Raw genomic sequence first — 18,675 nt, forward strand, 5'->3', positions numbered from 1 at the left:
GCGGAACTGGATCAGTCCCAACTACCCTGGAGCGCGGTCTGCACGGGCATGGCCACCGTGTCCGGCGTACGACCGGGCCCGATCATGACGAGGAGGACCGACGTGACGCGCTCGATCAGGGGTTCCCGCCGGTCGGCCCTGCTACTGGCCGGGTTGGCGACGAGCGGACTACTGCTCTCCGGATGCAGCGCCGGCCAGGTCTCCGAGACCGCCGAAACCGTACCGTCGATTCAGGGTGTCAACGTCGCGAGTAAGAGCGGCGACTTCGCTGTTCGTGGCCTGCTGATCGCCTACCCGGGGGTGGACGGCTACCAGGCCGGTGACGACGCGAACCTGGACGTGGTCCTCTACAACGACTCGCCGGACCAGGTCACGGTGACCGTCACCACCGAGGGCGCCCAGGAGGTCGTCCGTAGCGACCCCAACGCCCCGCTCGAGGAAAGCCCGGCAACGACGGTCACCGAGACTGCGCCCTCCGCTGGCCTGCCGGCCCAGATCGTGGTGCCGCCGCTGAGTTTCGCCCAGCTCAACTCGGAGGCGCCAGCGGTGCTGCGGCTGATCGGGCTGGATCAGCCGCTGCGGGTCGGCGAGAGTGTCTTCGTGACCTTCGACTTCGGTGGCACCACGATCCGGGCCGCGGCGCCGGTCGCCGTGCCGCTCACCCCGGCCGCTCCCCCGGAGCCGATCATCGAGCGCCACACCGGCTTCGAGGAGCTGGAGGACGGGCACGGCGGTCCGGGTGGCGCCGGGCACTGATCGTCGACGCGACGGTTAACGTCCTGGGGTGACCACCTCCCGATCCGGCCGCGCCGGCCCGACCGGCGCCCGCGCCGCCCGCGCACCCCGCCCCGCCTACGAGTGCGACGCCTGCGGCCACCAACCACCGAAGTGGGTTGGCCGCTGCCCGGAGTGCGGCGAGTGGGGCTCGGTCGTCGAGTGCACGCTGACCGGCCCGACCGTCTCCGGCCGGGTGGTCAGCTCCCGGCTGCCGGCCGAGCCGGCGCGGCCGATCGCCACCATCAGCGCCGCGCCCGCGCGCGCCCGCCCGACCGGGGTCAGCGAACTCGACCGGGTGCTCGGCGGCGGCCTGGTTCCGGGCGCGGTGGTGTTGCTCGCCGGCGAGCCGGGGGTCGGCAAGTCGACCCTGCTCCTCGACGTGGCGCAGCAGTGGGCCGCTGGCGGCGCCAACCCATCGCTCGTGGTCAGTGGCGAGGAGTCGGTCAGCCAGGTCCGGTTGCGCGCCGAACGGATGGGCGCCCTGCACGAGCAGCTCTATCTGGCGGCCGAGAGCGACCTCGCCGCGGTGCTCGGGCACCTCGACGCGGTCAAGCCGGGGCTGCTGGTACTGGATTCGGTGCAGACGATCTCGACCACCGGCAGCGAAGGGGTGCCCGGCGGGGTGACCCAGGTCCGTGCGGTCACCGCGGCCCTGGTGGCGGTCGCCAAGGAGCGGGGCATCGCGACGCTGCTGGTGGGGCACGTCACCAAGGACGGCCAGGTGGCCGGTCCACGGGTGCTGGAGCACCTGGTTGACGTGGTGCTGCACTTCGAAGGGGACAAACACTCGTCCCTGCGGTTGGTGCGGGGGGTGAAGAACCGGTTCGGCGCGGCCGACGAGGTCGGCTGCTTCGAGATGCACGAGGGCGGGATCAGCAGTCTGGCCGACCCGTCCGGGCTCTTTCTCACCCGCTACTCGGAGCCGGTTCCCGGCACCTGTGTCACGGTGGCGATGGAGGGGCGACGTGCGCTGGTCACCGAGGTACAGGCGCTGATCGGGGCGACGGTGGCCGGGTCGCCCCGACGAACGGTCTCCGGCCTCGACTCAGCCCGACTCGCGATGGTCCTGGCGGTGCTCCAACGACGCACCGAGCGGCTGACCCTGCACGATCGGGAGGTCTTCGCGGCCACTGTTGGCGGCATCCGGGTCGTCGAGCCCGCCGCCGACCTGGCGGTTGCTCTGGCGGTCGCCTCCGGCGGGCTCAACCTCGCGATCACCCCGCACCTGGTGGCGATCGGGGAGGTCGGGCTCACCGGGGAGGTACGTCGGGTGGGGGCGGTGCCGCGCCGCCTGGCCGAGGCGGCCCGGCTTGGCTTCCGGCTCGCGCTCGTACCACCGGGCTGTGGTCCGGAGAGCACCGGCGTCCGCGCCGAACAGCTACGAGTGATCGAAGTCAGCGATGTCCGGGCCGCGCTTCAAGCGGTCGCGCGGGTATCAGCCGAATAACCTTCAGCCCCGTTAATACAGAAAGCTTCCCAATAAAGGGCTATTAAGCGGTTGGATCGGTTAATTCAGGCAGCACGACACATCACAGTAACCGCGACAACACCCACCGCAGAGTAGTCCGTAGACTGTCCCCGTGCCGACCGACCGCGACACCACCAAGCCTGCCGGCGCGACACCACACGCCCGCACCGGTGCCGTGGGTTCGACCGCCCGTCCGATCAGCGTGCACGTGACCGGAGGCGCGGCCAGTGACCCAGTGCGCGCCAACCTGGCCCTGATGGCACCCGGCACCGCCCTCCGGGACGGGCTGGAGCGAATCCTCCGCGGACGCACCGGCGCCCTGATCGTCCTGGGCTGCGACCGGGTCGTCGAGAGCCTCTGCACCGGCGGCTTCCCGCTCGACGTGGAGTTCTCCGCCACCCGCGTCCGCGAGCTGTGCAAAATGGATGGCGCCGTGGTGCTCTCCAGCGACGGCAGCCGGATCGTCCGGGCGGCAGTGCATCTGATGCCCGACCCCTCGATCCCGACCGAGGAGTCCGGCACCCGGCACCGCACCGCCGAGCGGGTTGCCCGTCAGACCGGCTACCCGGTCATCTCGGTGAGCCAGTCGATGCGGATCATCAGCCTCTACGTCAACGGCCAGCGGCACGTGCTGGACGACTCGGCCGCCATCCTCTCCCGGGCCAACCAGGCACTCGCCACGCTCGAGCGCTACAAGCTACGCCTGGACGAGGTCTCCGGCACCCTCTCCGCCCTGGAGATCGAGGACCTGGTCACCGTCCGGGACGCGGTCGCCGTCGTGCAACGACTCGAGATGGTCCGTCGAATCGCCGACGAGATCGCCGGATACGTCGTGGAGTTGGGCACCGACGGCCGGCTCCTCGCGCTACAACTCGACGAGCTGATGGCCGGTGTGGACGCCGACCGCACCCTGGTCATCCGGGACTACCTGCCCAGCGGCCGCAAGCCCCGTACCCTTGACGAGGCCCTGGTCGAGCTGGACCTGCTGACCGCGGCCGAGTTGATCGACCTGGTCGCGGTCAGCCGAGCGATCGGCTACCCGGCCGCCGCCGACGCACTCGACGCCGCGCTCAGCCCTCGCGGGTTCCGGCTACTGGCCAAGGTGCCGCGGCTGCCGGTGGCGATCGTTGACCGCCTGGTGGGGCACTTCGGCAGCCTTCAGCGGCTGCTCGGCGCGACCGTGGAGGACCTGCAGGCCGTCGAGGGCGTCGGCGACGCCCGGGCCAGGGGCGTCCGAGAAGGACTCTCCCGGCTCGCCGAGGCCTCGATCCTGGAACGCTACGTCTGACCCCCCCCGCCAGCCGTACGGCTCGGTCAGCCGCCGACCTCGAGCTCCACCGGCTCGCTGTGCTTCGTGCCGACCCGGGCGAACACCTGGTAGGTGCCGGGCGGCGCTTCGGGGCCAATGGCGACCCCACCCTGACAGCGGGTGTCGTCGTTGCCGTTCCAGGTGACCCCGAAGGACCGCTCAAAGTTCGGCGTGAACGACTGGACGTACGAGCCCTCGGCGATGCCACAGCTGTCGGAGGACCAGATCGTCGCCGCCCCGGACTTGAGGAACAGCTCCTGTAGGTCCGCGCCGACATCCCGGCTGCAGGTCCGGTCCGAAATATTTTTGATCTTAAATTTCAGTTCTACGGCATCGCCCTGGCCCACCGACGTCGGCTGGGCGTCAGCGATCACGCTGATGTCGGCATCGGTGCAGTCTCCGTCGCCGGTACTCGGGGGCACCTGGGGCGGGTCATCCACCTCAGCCCCCTCGGACGGCTCGGGGTTGGGCGGCTCCTCCCCACCGGCGTCGCCCGGGTCATCCGGGGGATCCGCCTGCCCGGCCGGGGTTTCGGAGTCGGCTGGGGAGTCGCCGGAGGGCTGCTCTTGCCCGCTGGCGTTCTTGCTGGCGGATTCGTCCGAATTACCCCATGAGGAGTAGAAAACCACCACCAGAAAGAGCAACACCGCTCCGAGTACAACGGCGCGACGCCGCCAGTAAACGGCGGGGGGCAAGGGGCCGACCGTCAGACGCATGATGCTCTACCGTAGCGGTGCCACGTGCGGCAACCGACAGCGACGCGCCGAATCAGTCCAGCAATGAAAGCTTTTCTCCACTTACAACAGTCCAAACCACCAAGGGTACGGGCGGGAAAGCGGAAAGTGATCACAGATACACCTTGCGCTGGTACACGGCATGGGCACCGGCGACCCGGTCCAAAAACAGCAGACCCGCACAGTGGTCGATCTCGTGTTGCAGGGCCCGCGCCTCGAACGCGTCGGTGACCAACCGAACCGTCGCGCCGGTTCCCGGCAGCGCCCCCTCCACCACCAGGCGGCCGGCGCGCTTGACGTCACCGGTCAGATCCGGCACGGACATGCACCCCTCCCGGCCCGCCTTCCACCGACTGGCCTCCACCACGACCGCGTTGCACAGCACGAACGCACCGTGCCCGATGCCGGCCTTCGGATGGCCGGTGACATCCACCGCGAAGACCCGGGCACCGACCCCGACCTGCGGGGCGGCCAGACCGACGCAGCCCGGAGCGACCCGCATCGTGGCGACCAGATCGGCGGCGAGGCGTACCGTCTGCTCCGCCGTCGGATCCACCTCGCCGGCGGCCCGGGTGAGCACCGCGGCCGGGGCGGACACCACCGGTCGCACCTGACCCGGCGGGCCCAGCACGTCCAGCGTCCAGTCGCCGAGGCCGACACGCTCCTCGCGGTTCACAGCAGATCCGGGTCGGCCGGCCGGAGGGTTACCTCCACCCCGAGTGCCGCGGCAGTCGCCGCCAGCCGGGCCGTCACCTGCTCGGCCACGTCCGGCGACAGCTCGACCTCAGCGAGGACGACGTAGAGCGTGCCGGCGAGGCGGGTACTCAGGTCCGTGACGTTGCCGCCCGCCTCCGCGAGCACCCGGGTCATCGCGGCGACGATGCCCATCCGATCAGCACCATGCACCGCCAGCACGTACGGCGCGCCGCTCGACGTCTGCTCCCCGTCGGGCACCACCGCGCGTACCGTCGCCAGGAGCTGACCGTCGGCGGCGAGCGGCGCCAGCGCGGCCTCGGCCTCGGCGGCAGCCGGGCCCACGCAGATCAACGTCATCGCGAAATGCCCCCGGAGCCGGGTCATGGTGCTGTCGGTGAGGTTCGCGCCGAGGCGGGCGAGCACCTCGGCCACATCGGCCACGATGCCGGGCCGGTCCCGACCGATGACGGTGATGGCGAGCTCACTCATCCCCGGATTCTCCCCGATCAGGCCCACAACGCCACCCAATTACCGCCCGCTCGACCACTCGTCATTACTGCCCGCTCGACCATTCTCGGGACTGGTCAGCGGGTTGGCCGCCATGGGGGCGCGCGTCCCGCGGCGTGACATGATCGACCGACGATGACTGAACCGACCTTCACCACCCGGGTCAGCCGGTGGTACACGCAGCACGCCCGGGACCTGCCCTGGCGGCGCCCCGAGGTTGGCGCCTGGGCCATCCTCGTCAGTGAGGTGATGCTCCAGCAGACCCCGGTCGCCCGAGTGCTGCCCGCCTGGACGGACTGGATGGCCCGCTGGCCTGCCCCGGCCGACCTGGCGGCGGAGCCGCCCGCAGAGGCGATCCGGATGTGGGGGCGGCTCGGCTACCCACGGCGGGCGGTCCGACTGCGTGAGGCCGCGGTGGCGATCGTGGAGCGGCACGACGGACAGGTGCCGAACCGGCTGGAGCAGCTGCTGGCCCTACCCGGGGTTGGCACGTACACGGCGCGGGCCGTAGCCGCGTTCGCGTACGGGCAGCGGCACCCGGTCGTGGACACCAACGTACGGCGGGTGATCTCTCGGGCGGTCGCGGGCGAACCGGACGCCGGCCCCGCCACCCGCCCGGCCGACCTGGTCGCCGCCGAGGAGCTGCTGCCGGCGGAACCGGCCGCCGCCGCGCTGGCCAGTGCGGCCTTCATGGAGCTGGGGGCGGTGGTCTGCACGGCCCGGTCGCCGCGGTGCGGGAGTTGCCCGGTCGCCTCGATCTGCGCCTGGCGGGCCGCCGGGGAGCCGGCGCCGACCGGCCCCACCCGACGTCCGCAACGGTACGCGGGCACCGACCGTCAGGTCCGTGGGCTACTGCTCGGTGTGCTCCGGGAGGCAACCGCCCCGGTACCCCGGCAACGCCTGGACCAGGTGTGGGCCGACGAAGCCCAGCGTTTTCGGGCGTTGGCCGGCCTAGTCGACGACGGTCTCGTGGAGCAGGTCAACGAGGCGTCCTTCCGGCTCGCCGGGGACGGACCGCCGATCCTCGTCCACTGAGCACGAGAACGGCCCGATGGCGATCGCCATCGGGCCGTTCTCGTCGGTTGGACCTGCCGGCCTACGCCGTTTCGTCCGCCCCCGTGGCGGCACCGCCGAGGTCGGCGGGGACCGCGTCCGGCAGCTCGGCCGGTTTGTCGGTGCCGCGGAAGGTGAGGCTGGAGGAATCGATGTCGGCCGGATCACCCTCGCAGTCAACGATGACGATCTGGCCGGGGTTGAGCTCGTTGAACAGGATCCGCTCGGAGAGGTTGTCCTCGATGTCGCGCTGGATCGTACGGCGCAGCGGCCGGGCACCGAGGACCGGGTCGAAGCCCTTCGTCGCCAGGTACTGCTTGGCGTTGTCGGTGAGCTCCAGCCCCATGTCCTTGTTGCGCAGCTGGGTCTCGATCCGACCGATCATGATATCGACGATCGAGAGGATCTCCCGGTGGCGTAGCTGGTGGAAGACGATGGTGTCGTCGATCCGGTTGAGGAACTCCGGCCGGAAGTGCTGCTTGAGCTCGTCGTTGACCTTCTGCTTCATCCGGTCGTAGTTCGAGTCGGAGTCATCGGAGGCCTGGAAGCCCAGCGAGACCGCCTTGGCGACGTCGCGGGTACCGAGGTTGGTCGTCAGGATGATGACCGTGTTCTTGAAGTCCACGATCCGGCCCTGACCGTCGGTGAGCCGCCCGTCCTCGAGGATCTGCAGCAGCGTGTTGAACACGTCCGGGTGGGCCTTCTCGATCTCGTCGAAGAGGACCACGCTGAACGGCCGCCGACGGACCTTCTCGGTCAGCTGCCCGCCCTCGTCGTAGCCGACGTAGCCGGGAGGCGCACCGACGAGCCGGGACACCGTGTACCGGTCGTGGAACTCGGACATGTCCAGCTGGATCAACGCGTCCTCGCTGCCGAAGAGGAACTCCGCGAGGGCCTTGGACAGCTCGGTCTTACCGACCCCGGACGGGCCGGCGAAGATGAACGAGCCGGACGGCCGCTTCGGGTCCTTCAGACCGGCCCGCGTGCGGCGGATCGCCTTCGACACCGCCTTGACCGCGTCCTCCTGGCCGATGACCCGCTTGTGCAGCTCGTCTTCCATCCGCAGCAGCCGGGAGGTCTCCTCCTCGGTCAGCTTGTAGACCGGGATACCCGTCCAGTTACCGAGCACCTCGGCGATCTGCTCGTCGTCGACCTCGGTCACGACATCCAGGTCGCCGGCCTTCCACTCCTTCTCCCGCTGCGCCTTCTGACCCAGCAGTTGCTTCTCGGTGTCCCGCAGCTGCGCGGCCCGTTCGAAGTCCTGCGCGTCGATCGCGGACTCCTTGTCCCGACGCACCTGCGCGATCCGCTCATCGAAGTCCCGCAGGTCTGGCGGCGCGGTCATCCGCCGGATCCGCATCCGCGCGCCCGCCTCATCAATCAGATCGATCGCCTTGTCCGGCAGGAATCGATCCGAGATGTACCGGTCGGCCAGGGTCGCCGCCGCCACCAGGGCCGCGTCCGTGATCGACACTCGGTGGTGCGCCTCGTAGCGGTCCCGCAGCCCCTTCAGAATCTCAATGGTGTGCGGCAACGATGGCTCACCCACCTGGATGGGCTGGAACCGGCGCTCCAGCGCGGCATCCTTCTCCAGGTGCTTGCGGTACTCATCCAGCGTCGTCGCGCCGATGGTCTGCAACTCACCCCGCGCCAGCATCGGCTTCAGAATGCTCGCCGCGTCGATCGCACCCTCGGCGGCACCCGCACCCACCAGCGTGTGGATCTCGTCAATGAACAGGATGATGTCACCACGGGTGCGGATCTCCTTGAGGACCTTCTTCAACCGCTCCTCGAAGTCACCCCGATACCGTGAACCGGCCACCAGAGCACCCAGGTCAAGGGTGTAGAGCTGCTTGTCCTTCAGCGTCTCGGGCACCTCGCCCTTGACGATCCGCTGCGACAGGCCCTCCACCACGGCGGTCTTACCCACACCGGGCTCACCGATCAGCACCGGATTGTTCTTCGTCCGCCGGGACAGCACCTGCATGACCCGCTCGATCTCTTTTTCCCGACCGATAACCGGGTCGAGCTTGCCCTCCCGGGCCGCCTGCGTCAGATTGCGACCGAACTGGTCCAACACCAAGCTCGTCGAGGGAGCGGCCTCACCCGGCGCCGTACCCGCCGCCGCCGGCTCCTTGCCCTGATAACCCGACAACAGCTGGATCACCTGCTGACGGACCCGATTCAGGTCCGCCCCCAACTTCACCAGCACCTGCGCCGCCACGCCCTCACCCTCACGGATCAGGCCCAGCAGAATGTGCTCGGTGCCGATGTAGTTGTGCCCGAGCTGCAGCGCCTCCCGCAGCGAGAGCTCCAGCACCTTCTTGGCCCGCGGGGTGAACGGAATATGACCACTCGGCGCCTGCTGGCCCTGCCCGATGATCTCCTCAACCTGCTGGCGCACGCCCTCCAGGGAGATCCCCAGACTCTCCAGCGCCTTGGCGGCCACGCCCTCACCCTCGTGGATCAGGCCCAGCAGAATGTGCTCAGTACCAATGTAATTGTGGTTGAGCATCCGGGCCTCTTCTTGGGCCAGGACAACAACCCGACGCGCTCGGTCGGTGAACCGCTCGAACATGCCCTCGTGCTCCTCACATACCGTGCGCCTCGATGATCTAGATCGTGGCGGGGCCGCTGCGTGAACGCCCGGGATGGGCGTCCGTGCCTTTTAACTCTATCGCCGCGGGCCGACTCCGCTGGGGTCCTGCCTCCCCCGGTGGTGCCGGATACGCGCTGTTTTGCCCAACCGTCCGCGCTCAGCAGGTGTTCCGGTAGCAGCGCTGCTACGCGCAGAGCGAAATTCGACCGCCGCCGGATCGACCCCCCGACGCCCCGGAAAGCGCCACCGACCCGGAAACAGCCCACCCGGCGCACCGCCACGACGACACCACCGGCCGCCACCAGCGGTAGCGTCCCTCACCCCGACCGCCACCGGGCCGAGACACAGCAACGCCGGCCCGGAGTCTGCGCTCCGGGCCGGCGTCCGCCAGATACCGGTCAGTGGCCGGCGCGAGTGTGGTACTCGTCCACGATCTCCTGCGGGATACGACCCCGGTCGGAAATCTCCTTGCCGGCCTTCTTGGCCCAGGCCCGGATCGCCTTGTTCTGCTCACGATCGGCGGTGGCACCGCCCCGGCCCCGGGCAGCCCGGCCACCCACGACCACGCCACCCCGGCCCACCTTCGTGCCGTTGGCGACGTACGCGGCGAATACCTCCCGCAATTTCTCGGCGTTGACGCTCGACAGGTCGATCTCGTACTGAACGCCGTCGAGGGCGAACTTGACGGTCTCGTCAGCGTCCCCGCCATCCAGGTCATCGACCAGCTTATGAATGATCTGCTTGGCCACGTCCCACATTCCTTTCCAGCAGGGTGCAGCGGTTCTGCGAATCCCGCAAGAGCACAATAACCCGGATGCCGCGCCGCGCGTCAATAGGATCCGGTTACGAGTCGGGTGACCCGACCGTCACTCCGGTCGGACCAGCGGGAAGAGGATGGTTTCCCGAATTCCCAGGCCGGTCAGCGCCATGAGGAGCCGGTCGATTCCCATTCCCATACCACCAGACGGTGGCATTCCGTACTCCAGGGCCCGGAGAAAGTCCTCGTCGAGCTGCATCGCCTCGTCGTCGCCCCGTGCCGCGAGCCGCGCCTGGGCCACCAGACGTTCCCGCTGAACCACCGGATCCACCAACTCCGAGTAGCCCGTACCCAGTTCGAAGCCGAGCACGTAGAGGTCCCACTTTTCGGTCAGGCCCGGCTCGCTACGGTGCGCCCGCACCAACGGGCTGGTCTCCTCGGGATAGTCCCGCACGAAGGTGGGCGCCAGCAAACCCGGTACGACCAACTCCTCGAACAGTTCCTCGGCCAGCTTGCCCGGACCCCACTTCGGGTCGACCGCCAAGTCCACCTTGTCGGCGTACTCGACCAGGCGGGCCCGCTCCGTGTGTACCGTGACCTCCTCTCCAAGCGCTTCGGAAAGGGAACCGAACAACGTCACGGAACGCCACTCACCGCCGAGGTCGAACTCGCGACCGTCCGCGTGGGTCACCACCGTCGACCCGCCGACCGCCAGCGCCGCCCGCTGGATCAGATGACGGGTCAACTCACCGATCGTGTCGTAGTCGCCATACGCCTGGTAAGCCTCGAGCATCGCGAACTCCGGCGAGTGCGACGAGTCGACGCCCTCATTGCGGAAGTTACGGTTGATCTCAAAAACGTGATCTACGCCACCAACAAGCGCGCGCTTGAGAAACAGTTCCGGAGCGATTCGCAGATAGAGGTCGGTGTTGAGGGCATTGCTGTGGGTCACGAATGGGCGAGCGGCCGCACCGCCGTGCAGCAGCTGGAGCATCGGGGTCTCCACCTCGAGGAAACCCCGCTCGTGCAGGGACTCCCGCAGGCTTCGCACCGCGGTCGCCCGGGTACGAACCATCTGCCGGGCCTGCGGGCGAACGATGAGGTCGACGTAGCGCTGCCGGACCCGGGCCTCCTCACTGAGCGGCTTGTGCGCCACCGGCAGCGGGCGAAGGGCCTTCGCGGTGACCGCCCACCCCTGTGCCAGCACCGACAACTCACCGCGCCGACTGGTGATCACCTCACCGGTCACCCCGACGAGGTCACCGAGGTCCACCAGCTGCTTCCAGTCCGCAAGCCGCTGCGCGCCGACCCGGTCCAGGGAGAGCATGGCCTGCAGCTCGGTCCCGTCGCCGTCGCGGAGCGTGGCGAAACATAGCTTGCCAGTGTTCCGCACAAAGATCACCCGGCCGGTGACCGACACCTGGTCCCCGGTGGCCGTGTCGGTGGGGAGGTCGGCGTAGCCCTGGCGGATCTCGGCGAGCGTGCTGGTCCGCGGATAACCGAGCGGATATGGCTCGACCCCCTCGGCGAGCATCCGGTCCCGCTTCTCCCGGCGGACCTTCATCTGCTCCGGAAGGTCGTCGGCGGGGTCAACTGGTACGGCGTTCTGCTCGATCACGGCGCGCTTCCTCAGGCAGGGAATTCGGGTGGGGTCAGCCCCCGAGCGTACTCAAGGGCGCTCGCGAGGGACATCGGATAGCCGGCCGCCATGACCGAACCCACGCCCACTCCCGCGTTAGGGGGGCGATGACGACGGATTACGACCGCAATACCCGCAATCACCTGGTTGATGACCCGGCCGGGCCGGGCTCGGACGGTCCGGCCGGGCCGGGCTCGGACGGTCCGGCCGGGCCGGACTCGGGCGGGTCCGGCCGCTCAAACGTTGCGGTCGTAGACCATCCGGAGCCCGATCAGGGTGATCATCGGCTCGTGGTGGGTGATCGTCCGGCACTCCTGCATCACCAGCGGGGCCAGCCCTCCGGTGGCGATCACCGCCTTGACCGTACCCAACTCCTCCACCATCCGCTCCACGATCCGATCCACCTGCCCGGCGAAGCCGAAGTAGAGGCCGGCCTGCAGGCATTCGACCGTGTTCTTGCCGATCACCGAACGGGGCCGGGCGGCCTCGACCTTGCGCAGCTGGGCGGCGCGGGCCGCGAGCGCGTCGAAGGATATCTCGATGCCGGGGGCGAACGCCCCGCCCAGGAACTCGCCCCGCCCGCTGATCACGTCGAAATTGGTGGTGGTGCCGAAGTCGACGACGATCGACGGGCCGCCGTAGAGGTTGTACGTCGCGAGCGTGTTGACCACCCGGTCGGCACCGACCTCCTTGGGGTTGTCGATGGCGAGCTGCACCCCGGTCCGCACCCCGGGCTCGACGATCATGTGCGGCACGTGGGCGTAGTAGCGGTCCAGCATCGTACGCACCGACCGGAGCGCAGCGGGCACCGTCGAGCAGGCGGCCACCCCGCTGATCTCCACATCGGCGCCGGAGAGCAGCCCCCGGAACATCAACCCCAACTCGTCCGCGGTAGACCGCGGATCCGTGTTGATCCGCCAGGAGTGCACCAGTTTGTCGCCATCGAACGTCGCCAGTACGGTGTTGGTGTTTCCGATGTCGATGCAGAGCAGCACACCGACAGCCTAGACAACCGCCAACGCCCGCCGCCTCACCCCGTCCGTAGGTCCAGCGCGACGTCCAGACTCGACGACGAGTGGGTGAGCGCGCCGACCGACAGGAAGTCCACCCCGGTCGCCGCCACCTCGGCCGCCACCGCCAGCGTCAGCCCCCCGGTCGCCTCCAACTCGGCCCGCCCCCCGACCGCGCGCACCACCTCGCGCAGCAGCTCCACCCCCATGTTGTCGACCAGCAGGAAGTCGGCGCCCGCCTCGACCGCCTCCACCGCCTCGGCGAGGGTGTCCACCTCCACCTGCACCGCCACGCCGGGGAAGGCCGCCCGGACCCGCCGGTACGCCGCGGCCACCCCACCGGCCGCCAGCTTGTGGTTGTCCTTGACCATGGCCACGTCGTGCAGGCCCATCCGCTTGTTGGTGCCGCCGCCGGCGCGGACCGCGTACTTCTCCAGCGCCCGCAGGCCCGGAGTCGTCTTCCGGGTGTCCAAGACCATCGCCTTGGTGCCGGCCAACGCGTCGGCCCAGGCCCGGGTGTGGGTGGCGACGCCGGACATCCGGGAAAGCAGGTTCAGCGCGGTGCGCTCGGCGGTGAGCAGCAGCCGGGTCGGGCCGGTCACCGTGGCCAGCACGTCGCCCCGGACCACCCGCTGCCCGTCGTGGGCGACGAGCGACACCGCCACCGTACGGTCGGCTCCGGTCACCTCGCCCACCAGCTCGAACACCGCTGCGGCCACCGGCAGCCCGGCGACCACCCCGTCGGCCCGCGCGACCAGGTCCGCCGTGTCAACCTGACTGTCGGGGATCGTGGCGACACTGGTCACGTCGAGAAACTCCGACCCCAGGTCCTCCAGGAGCGCGTCGACGATCACCCGTCGTACGCGCTCCGGGTCCAGCCCGGCCGCCCGCAGCAAGCCCTCGGTCTCTCCAGTCACCTGTCCTCCCCACGCTCGGTGGCCCCGAACCCCTGCCACCTTCGCAGCAGCCGGCCCTGTGGATCAATGGTGCCGACCAGGTGGCCCCGCCACCGCTCGTCGGCCATCGGAAAGTCCTCCCGCCAGTGGCAACCCCGGGTCTCCTGCCGCGCGGTGGCGGCCGCCACCAGCACGGTCGCCACCGTCAGCAGATTCGTCGCCTCCCAGTCCGCGGTGCGGGGAACTCCCGTGGCGTCGCCGAGCGTGGCCAGGGCAGCCGCCGTGTCGGCCAGGGTCGCCGCCGACCGCAGCACGCCCGCGCCCCGCGTCATCGCCCGTTGCAGGTCGGGAACGCCGGCGACGGGAAGCACCCGACCCGCACCCCCCACCCAGGCACCGGTCGGCGCCGGACGCAACTGCTCCGGCAGGCCGGTCGCCAGCTCCTCGGCGATCCGGCGGGAGAAGACCAACCCCTCCAGCAGCGAGTTGCTGGCCAGCCGGTTCGCGCCGTGCACACCGGTGCAGGCGACCTCACCGCAGGCGTACAGGCCGGGGATGGAGGTACGGCCGTGCAGGTCGGTACGGACACCGCCGGAGGCGTAGTGCGCCGCCGGTGCCACCGGAATCAGGTCGGTCGCCGGATCGACGCCGATGGCCAGGCAGGACGCCACAATGGTGGGAAAGCGGCGGGCAAGGAATTCACCGCCGAGGTGCCGGGCATCGAGGAAGACCTGGTCCGCGCCGGTGGCCAGCAACACCCGGTGGATGCCCTTCGCGACCACGTCCCGGGGGGCCAACTCCGCCAGCTCGTGCTGCCCGACCATGAACCGCTTACCGTCGGAGTCCACCAGCTGGGCACCCTCGCCCCGCAGCGCCTCGGAGACCAGCGGCTGCTGGGCGTGCCGGGCACCGGAGGCCCGGGCGGACGGCGGGACGATCAGCGCGGTCGGATGGAACTGGACGAACTCCAAATCGGTGACGGCGGCCCCGGCCCGCAGTGCGAGGGCCACCCCGTCGCCGGTGGAGACCGCGGGATTGGTCGTTACCCCGAAGACCTGCCCCATCCCCCCGGTCGCGAGCACCACCGCGCGCCCCAGGATCGCCCCGACGCCGTCCTCGCTGCCCTCACCCAACACATGCAGGGTCACCCCACAGGCGGGGCCGAGCCCGTCCGGACCGGCACCGGGGGCCCGGAGCAGGTCCAGCACCAGGGCGTGCTCGACAAGCCGGATCCACGGATCCCGACGTACGGCGGCGTGTAGGGCCCGCTGCACCTCCGCACCGGTGGCGTCGCCACCCGCGTGCACGATCCGGTCCGCTCGGTGCCCGCCCTCCCGGGTGAGCATGAGCGAGCCATCCGGGTTGCGGTCGAACTCCGCGCCGATCCGCATCAACTCCCGCAACCGGGTGGGCCCCTCCTCGACGAGGACCCGGACCGCCGCCGGATCACTGAGGCCAACCCCGGCGATCTCGGTGTCCGAGGCATGGGCCGCGGGGGTGTCGTGCGGATCGAGCACCGCGGCGATACCGCCCTGCGCCCAGCGCGTCGAGCCCTCCTCGATGTCAACCTTGGAGACCACCGTGACGTGCAGACCCGCCTCCCGCAGGTGGAGCGCGGCGGTCAGCCCGGCGACCCCAGAACCGACGACAATCACGTCAGTCGTCTCCACCCACCCGGGCGCGGGCGCCGCCAGTAGCCGGGGCAGGGCCGGCCAGTCACCGGTCGGAAGGTCCATCCCCACAGTCAACCCGAACAACGCACGTGGGAGGCGGCGGGGGCGAGACGAGTGGTTTGGGCAACGCCGTACCCGACCGGGCCGATCCGCCCGCCGACGAGGCCGGGGGAGAGCGCCGCTAGCTCCTCGTCACCGGTTCCGGACCGGCAACCGGGCCGGACCGGCGCCCTGCAGCGACCCGGTCACCTGACGGTCGCTGAGCCACAGGTAGCAGCGGACCCCCCGATCGCCGACCTCCCACCGGCCCGCGCCAGGTGGACGGACCACCACATCGACGCGCAGCCGTAGCGTCGGGTCGTCGGGCACCTCCGTGAAGCGCGCGATCTCGCTGCGGCAGCCGGCGTAGAGCGACGCCCAGTCCGCGTCCGCGGTGGGGTACGGGCTCTTCGGTGCCCGCCACACCCCGACGAACTCCGCGTCGTGTCGACTGCTGCAGTCCACGGGGCGCAGCGCCCCCACCCCACCGCCCCGATCCGGACCACTCTGCTGGCAACCGAGCCGCAGCGGTGACCCGGCGGCGAGCCCGCCGCGCAGACTGCCGGTGCGGAGCACCACCTCGGCGTCCGCCTCAGCGGAGGTCACCTCGGTGAGGTCGCAGCGGTACCAGCGGGAACCAGCGGCCCAGCCCGCGGGGGACGGGACAGCCACCCAGAGCCGCAGCCGCCCGATCCGCCAATCGGCCCCCACGTACGCGCTGGTGCGGGTGTCACAGTCGACGAACGCCATCCGCAGGTCAACCGAGCCGGCGGCCGGTGGGCCGGACCGCCCCGTCGGGAAGGTCCCCACGTGCACGGTCTCGACCCGGTGCGGGGCCGAGCACTCCACTGGTTGGTACGCCGCCAGGGTCACCTGGGTGGTGGCGTCGGCCACCTGACACACCCCCGCTTCGGGAGTGAACGGACCGGCGGCGGGCAACGCCCCCCAGTCGTCGGTGAGGTCGCCGTCGGTCGGCCCGGCACAACCCGCCAGCAGCGCCGCCACCACCGTCGCCGCGCACCACGCCCGCATGCCGCCGACCGCCCGCGCGCCCTTCCCGACCCGATGCCTCACGCCGCCTCCCAGAGTCGACGCCCCGCCTGCCAACGAGTCCACCCAGGGTAGCCAAGGATGCCCGACGAGTAACAGATCCTCGTGGCGTGGCTCCGGCGGGCGCGCGACCCCGATCAGGTCGGCGGGCGCGCGACCCCGGTCAGGTCAGCGGTCCTGCGACCCCGGTCAGGTCAGCGAGTCCGCCAACGGGTTGGGGACCGGCGCCCCCGCCGTCCCGGGCGCCGCCGTGGCCGCGTCCGCGGTCAGGTCCACGATCCGGTTGCCCGAATCGACGTGCACGATCCGCGGCTGGTAGGTACGCGCCTGCGCGTCCTCCAGCTGTCCGTAGGCGATGAGGATGACCAGGTCCCCCGGGTGGACCAGGTGGGCGGCGGCACCGTTGATACCGATCACGCCGCTGCCCCGCTGCCCCGGGATCACATAGGTCTCCAACCGGGCGCCGTTGGTGACGTCCACGATCGCCACCTGTTCACCGGGGAGCAGATCGGCCGCGTCCAGCAGATCCTGGTCCACCGTGACCGAGCCGACGTAGTGCAGGTCGGCCTGGGTGACGGTGGCCCGGTGAATCTTCGACTTAAGCATGGTGCGCAGCATCAGACGCCTTTCGTGAGATGGGTCAGAAACGCGGGTCGAGCTGGACGGACACGTTGTCGATCAGGCGGGTGGCGCCGACCCAGGCGGCGGCGAGCAGCCGCGCCGGACCCGCAACCGGCCCCGGCTCCAGCTCCGGGTCGGTGAGCACCAGGTAATCCAGTTCGGCGCCGGGCGGTCCGGAGTCGAACGCGGCGTGCGCGGCGGCCAGCACCCCGCCCGAGTCCGCGCCCCCGGCGGCGGCTGCCGCCCCCGCCCGCAGCGCCCCCGACAGGCTCAGCGCAGCCGCCCGCCCATCGGGCGACAGGTAGCGGTTCCGGCTGGACAGCGCCAACCCGTCCGGCTCCCGGACCGTCGGCACGCCGACGATCTCCACCGGCACCTCCAGGTCGCGCACCATCCGGCGGATCAGGGCCAGCTGCTGGTAGTCCTTCTCGCCGAAGAACGCCCAGTCCGGCCGGGTGAGCTGAAGCAGCTTCAGCACCACGGTCAGCACCCCGTGGAAGAAGCCCGGCCGGCTCTGCCCCTCCAACTCCTCGCCGAGCTGACCCGGGTTGACCCAGACCCGGGGCTGGCCCTGCGGGTACAGCTCCGACACGGCCGGCGCGAAGACCACCGCGGCGCCGGCCCGGCGGCAGATCTCCAGATCCGCGTCGAGGGTGCGGGGATACCGGTCGAAGTCCTCGTCCGGCCCGAACTGGAGCGGATTCACAAAGATCGTGACCACGACGTCGTCGGCCTGCTCCCGGGCCGCCCGCAACAGGGTCTCGTGCCCGGAGTGCAGGGCACCCATGGTCATGACGACGCCCACGGTGCCGGTCAGCGCCGCCCGGGCCGCCGCCAGCTCGGCACGGGTGTGTACCAGCTTGGTCACGTAGCACCCTCCCGATCCCGTCCACCCAACGCCTCCAGCACCGGCTGCGCCGCCGTCGGCTGCAGCCGGCCGGCCGCGATCACCCGGTCCGCCGTCCGTCGAGCCAACGCCAGGTAGGGGCCCACCGATTCCGGCGCGGTCGCCGCGAGCTGAGTCAGGTGCCGCTGCACGGTGCCGGCGTCGCCCCGGGCGACCGGTCCGGTCAGCGCATCGTCCCCGAGCCGCAACGCGTTGTCCAAGGCGGCCCGCAACAACGGGGCTAGCACCCGCTCCGGCTCGGTCACCCCGCCGTCCCGCAGCCGGTCGGCCGCCTCGTTGACGAGGGTGATCAGGTGATTGGCACCGTGCACAAGGGCGGCGTGGTAGAGCGCTCGGTCCGACTCGGCGACCCACTCCGGTACGCCGTCGAGGTCGGCGACGAGCCGGGTAGCGAACGGACGCAGCTGCGCCGGGGCGGTCAACCCGTACGAGATGCCGGGCAGTCGGGTGAGATCGTCCGGCGTACCGGTGAAGGTCATCGCGGGGTGCAGGGCCAGCGGGGTGGCCCCGGCCCCGACGACCGGCGCCAGCACCGCCAGGCCGTGCGCGCCGGAGGTGTGCGCGACCACCTGCCCCGGACGCAACGCCCCGGCCTCGGCGAGCCCGGCGACGACCGTCGCGAGCGCGTCATCCGGCACCGCCACCAACAGGAGGTCGGTGGCGGCCCGGGCTACCGAAATAGCCGGCCGCTGCGGCACGTCGGACAGGAGCAGCGCCGTCCGGGCGCGGGAGGCGGCGGAGCCGCCGGTCGCGGCCACCACCCGGTGGCCGGCGGCGGCGATAGCGGCGGCCAGGACGGCACCGACCCGGCCGACACCGATCAGGCCGACGGTCAGGGAACGGGGAGTGGGAGCATCAACCGACTGATCGACGGGACGCGGAGACAGCGAAGCACTCATAACGATGATCCAGTCCTCGGAGGGGTACCGGTCGCTGGCAA

General features: G+C 70.6%; 17 protein-coding genes. 4 read left to right on the plus strand and 13 right to left on the minus strand.

The window, feature by feature from the left end; all coding sequences use genetic code 11:
* The first annotated feature begins 102 nt into the window (after positions 1 to 102).
* The 3 genes from SALPAC2_RS0114940 to disA all read left to right on the plus strand — a co-directional run bounded on the left by SALPAC2_RS0114940 (position 103) and on the right by disA (position 3,533).
* A complete protein-coding gene (locus SALPAC2_RS0114940) occupies positions 103 to 756 on the plus strand; it encodes a hypothetical protein (protein ID WP_018217447.1) in 654 nt (217 codons plus the stop codon).
* Between the two features lie 28 nt (positions 757 to 784).
* Positions 785 to 2,224: a DNA repair protein RadA gene (gene radA / locus SALPAC2_RS0114945; RefSeq protein WP_018217448.1), complete on the plus strand. Its 1,440-nt coding sequence runs from the start codon at positions 785 to 787 to the stop codon at positions 2,222 to 2,224.
* A gap of 133 nt (positions 2,225 to 2,357) precedes the next feature.
* Positions 2,358 to 3,533 carry a DNA integrity scanning diadenylate cyclase DisA gene (disA, locus tag SALPAC2_RS0114950; RefSeq protein WP_018217449.1) on the plus strand — a complete coding sequence of 392 codons (1,176 nt, stop codon included), beginning with the start codon at positions 2,358 to 2,360 and terminating at the stop codon, positions 3,531 to 3,533.
* Between the two features lie 26 nt (positions 3,534 to 3,559).
* Here the strand turns inward: disA and SALPAC2_RS0114955 are convergent, their stop codons facing one another.
* From SALPAC2_RS0114955 to SALPAC2_RS0114965, 3 genes are all read right to left on the minus strand, one after another.
* Positions 3,560 to 4,270 carry a hypothetical protein gene (locus SALPAC2_RS0114955; RefSeq protein WP_018217450.1) on the minus strand — a complete coding sequence of 237 codons (711 nt, stop codon included), beginning with the start codon at positions 4,268 to 4,270 and terminating at the stop codon, positions 3,560 to 3,562.
* Between the two features lie 130 nt (positions 4,271 to 4,400).
* Positions 4,401 to 4,964 carry a peptide deformylase gene (locus SALPAC2_RS0114960; protein WP_018217451.1) on the minus strand — a complete coding sequence of 188 codons (564 nt, stop codon included), beginning with the start codon at positions 4,962 to 4,964 and terminating at the stop codon, positions 4,401 to 4,403.
* Positions 4,961 to 5,473: a glycine cleavage system protein R gene (locus SALPAC2_RS0114965; protein ID WP_026184755.1), complete on the minus strand. Its 513-nt coding sequence runs from the start codon at positions 5,471 to 5,473 to the stop codon at positions 4,961 to 4,963. The genes SALPAC2_RS0114960 and SALPAC2_RS0114965 overlap by 4 nt, the downstream gene beginning before the upstream one ends.
* A gap of 153 nt (positions 5,474 to 5,626) precedes the next feature.
* On the opposite strand from SALPAC2_RS0114965, the gene SALPAC2_RS0114970 reads away from it, so the two are divergent.
* On the plus strand, positions 5,627 to 6,526 hold the full coding sequence (locus SALPAC2_RS0114970) for an HhH-GPD family protein (RefSeq protein WP_018217453.1): 900 nt from the start codon (positions 5,627 to 5,629) through the stop codon (positions 6,524 to 6,526).
* 61 nt (positions 6,527 to 6,587) lie between these two features.
* On the opposite strand, the gene SALPAC2_RS0114975 is transcribed toward SALPAC2_RS0114970, so the two are convergent.
* The 10 genes from SALPAC2_RS0114975 to SALPAC2_RS0115025 all read right to left on the minus strand — a co-directional run bounded on the left by SALPAC2_RS0114975 (position 6,588) and on the right by SALPAC2_RS0115025 (position 18,634).
* Positions 6,588 to 9,122 carry an ATP-dependent Clp protease ATP-binding subunit gene (locus SALPAC2_RS0114975; RefSeq protein ID WP_018217454.1) on the minus strand — a complete coding sequence of 845 codons (2,535 nt, stop codon included), beginning with the start codon at positions 9,120 to 9,122 and terminating at the stop codon, positions 6,588 to 6,590.
* Between the two features lie 419 nt (positions 9,123 to 9,541).
* Positions 9,542 to 9,892: a histone-like nucleoid-structuring protein Lsr2 gene (locus SALPAC2_RS0114980; protein WP_033661857.1), complete on the minus strand. Its 351-nt coding sequence runs from the start codon at positions 9,890 to 9,892 to the stop codon at positions 9,542 to 9,544.
* Positions 9,893 to 10,009: 117 nt separating this feature from the next.
* Complete coding sequence (gene lysS, locus SALPAC2_RS0114985; RefSeq protein WP_018217456.1) at positions 10,010 to 11,518, minus strand: lysine--tRNA ligase; 1,509 nt, start codon at positions 11,516 to 11,518, stop codon at positions 10,010 to 10,012.
* A 257-nt stretch (positions 11,519 to 11,775) separates the two neighbouring features.
* Positions 11,776 to 12,534, minus strand: a complete 759-nt coding sequence (locus SALPAC2_RS0114995) for a type III pantothenate kinase (protein WP_018217457.1) — start codon at positions 12,532 to 12,534, stop codon at positions 11,776 to 11,778.
* A gap of 35 nt (positions 12,535 to 12,569) precedes the next feature.
* On the minus strand, positions 12,570 to 13,466 hold the full coding sequence (gene nadC, locus SALPAC2_RS0115000; RefSeq protein ID WP_018217458.1) for a carboxylating nicotinate-nucleotide diphosphorylase: 897 nt from the start codon (positions 13,464 to 13,466) through the stop codon (positions 12,570 to 12,572).
* Positions 13,463 to 15,181, minus strand: a complete 1,719-nt coding sequence (locus SALPAC2_RS0115005; protein ID WP_018217459.1) for an L-aspartate oxidase — start codon at positions 15,179 to 15,181, stop codon at positions 13,463 to 13,465. Before SALPAC2_RS0115005 ends, nadC begins: the two co-directional genes overlap by 4 nt.
* A 129-nt stretch (positions 15,182 to 15,310) precedes the next feature.
* Positions 15,311 to 16,231, minus strand: a complete 921-nt coding sequence (locus SALPAC2_RS0115010; RefSeq protein ID WP_397540873.1) for a septum formation family protein — start codon at positions 16,229 to 16,231, stop codon at positions 15,311 to 15,313.
* A 165-nt stretch (positions 16,232 to 16,396) separates the two neighbouring features.
* Positions 16,397 to 16,825: an aspartate 1-decarboxylase gene (gene panD / locus SALPAC2_RS0115015; protein WP_018217461.1), complete on the minus strand. Its 429-nt coding sequence runs from the start codon at positions 16,823 to 16,825 to the stop codon at positions 16,397 to 16,399.
* Positions 16,826 to 16,847: 22 nt separating this feature from the next.
* A complete protein-coding gene (gene panC, locus SALPAC2_RS0115020; RefSeq protein WP_018217462.1) occupies positions 16,848 to 17,696 on the minus strand; it encodes a pantoate--beta-alanine ligase in 849 nt (282 codons plus the stop codon).
* Positions 17,693 to 18,634 carry a Rossmann-like and DUF2520 domain-containing protein gene (locus SALPAC2_RS0115025; RefSeq protein ID WP_018217463.1) on the minus strand — a complete coding sequence of 314 codons (942 nt, stop codon included), beginning with the start codon at positions 18,632 to 18,634 and terminating at the stop codon, positions 17,693 to 17,695. Before SALPAC2_RS0115025 ends, panC begins: the two co-directional genes overlap by 4 nt.
* Positions 18,635 to 18,675 lie beyond the last annotated feature (41 nt).

Source organism: Salinispora vitiensis, from assembly GCF_000378825.1.
In the GTDB taxonomy this organism is placed as follows: Bacteria; Actinomycetota; Actinomycetes; order Mycobacteriales; family Micromonosporaceae; genus Micromonospora; species Micromonospora vitiensis.

What these genes read in the sequence shown, in the direction of transcription:
- SALPAC2_RS0114955 (WP_018217450.1), bottom strand. Translation starts at nt 4,270, where the DNA reads ATGCGTCTGACGGTCGGCCCCTTGCCCCCCGCCGTTTACTGGCGGCGT.
- SALPAC2_RS0114965 (WP_026184755.1), bottom strand. Translation starts at nt 5,473, where the DNA reads ATGAGTGAGCTCGCCATCACCGTCATCGGTCGGGACCGGCCCGGCATC.
- SALPAC2_RS0114970 (WP_018217453.1), top strand. Translation starts at nt 5,627, where the DNA reads ATGACTGAACCGACCTTCACCACCCGGGTCAGCCGGTGGTACACGCAG.
- SALPAC2_RS0114975 (WP_018217454.1), bottom strand. Translation starts at nt 9,122, where the DNA reads ATGTTCGAGCGGTTCACCGACCGAGCGCGTCGGGTTGTTGTCCTGGCC.
- SALPAC2_RS0115005 (WP_018217459.1), bottom strand. Translation starts at nt 15,181, where the DNA reads ATGGACCTTCCGACCGGTGACTGGCCGGCCCTGCCCCGGCTACTGGCG.
- panD (WP_018217461.1), bottom strand. Translation starts at nt 16,825, where the DNA reads ATGCTGCGCACCATGCTTAAGTCGAAGATTCACCGGGCCACCGTCACC.
- SALPAC2_RS0115025 (WP_018217463.1), bottom strand. Translation starts at nt 18,634, where the DNA reads ATGAGTGCTTCGCTGTCTCCGCGTCCCGTCGATCAGTCGGTTGATGCT.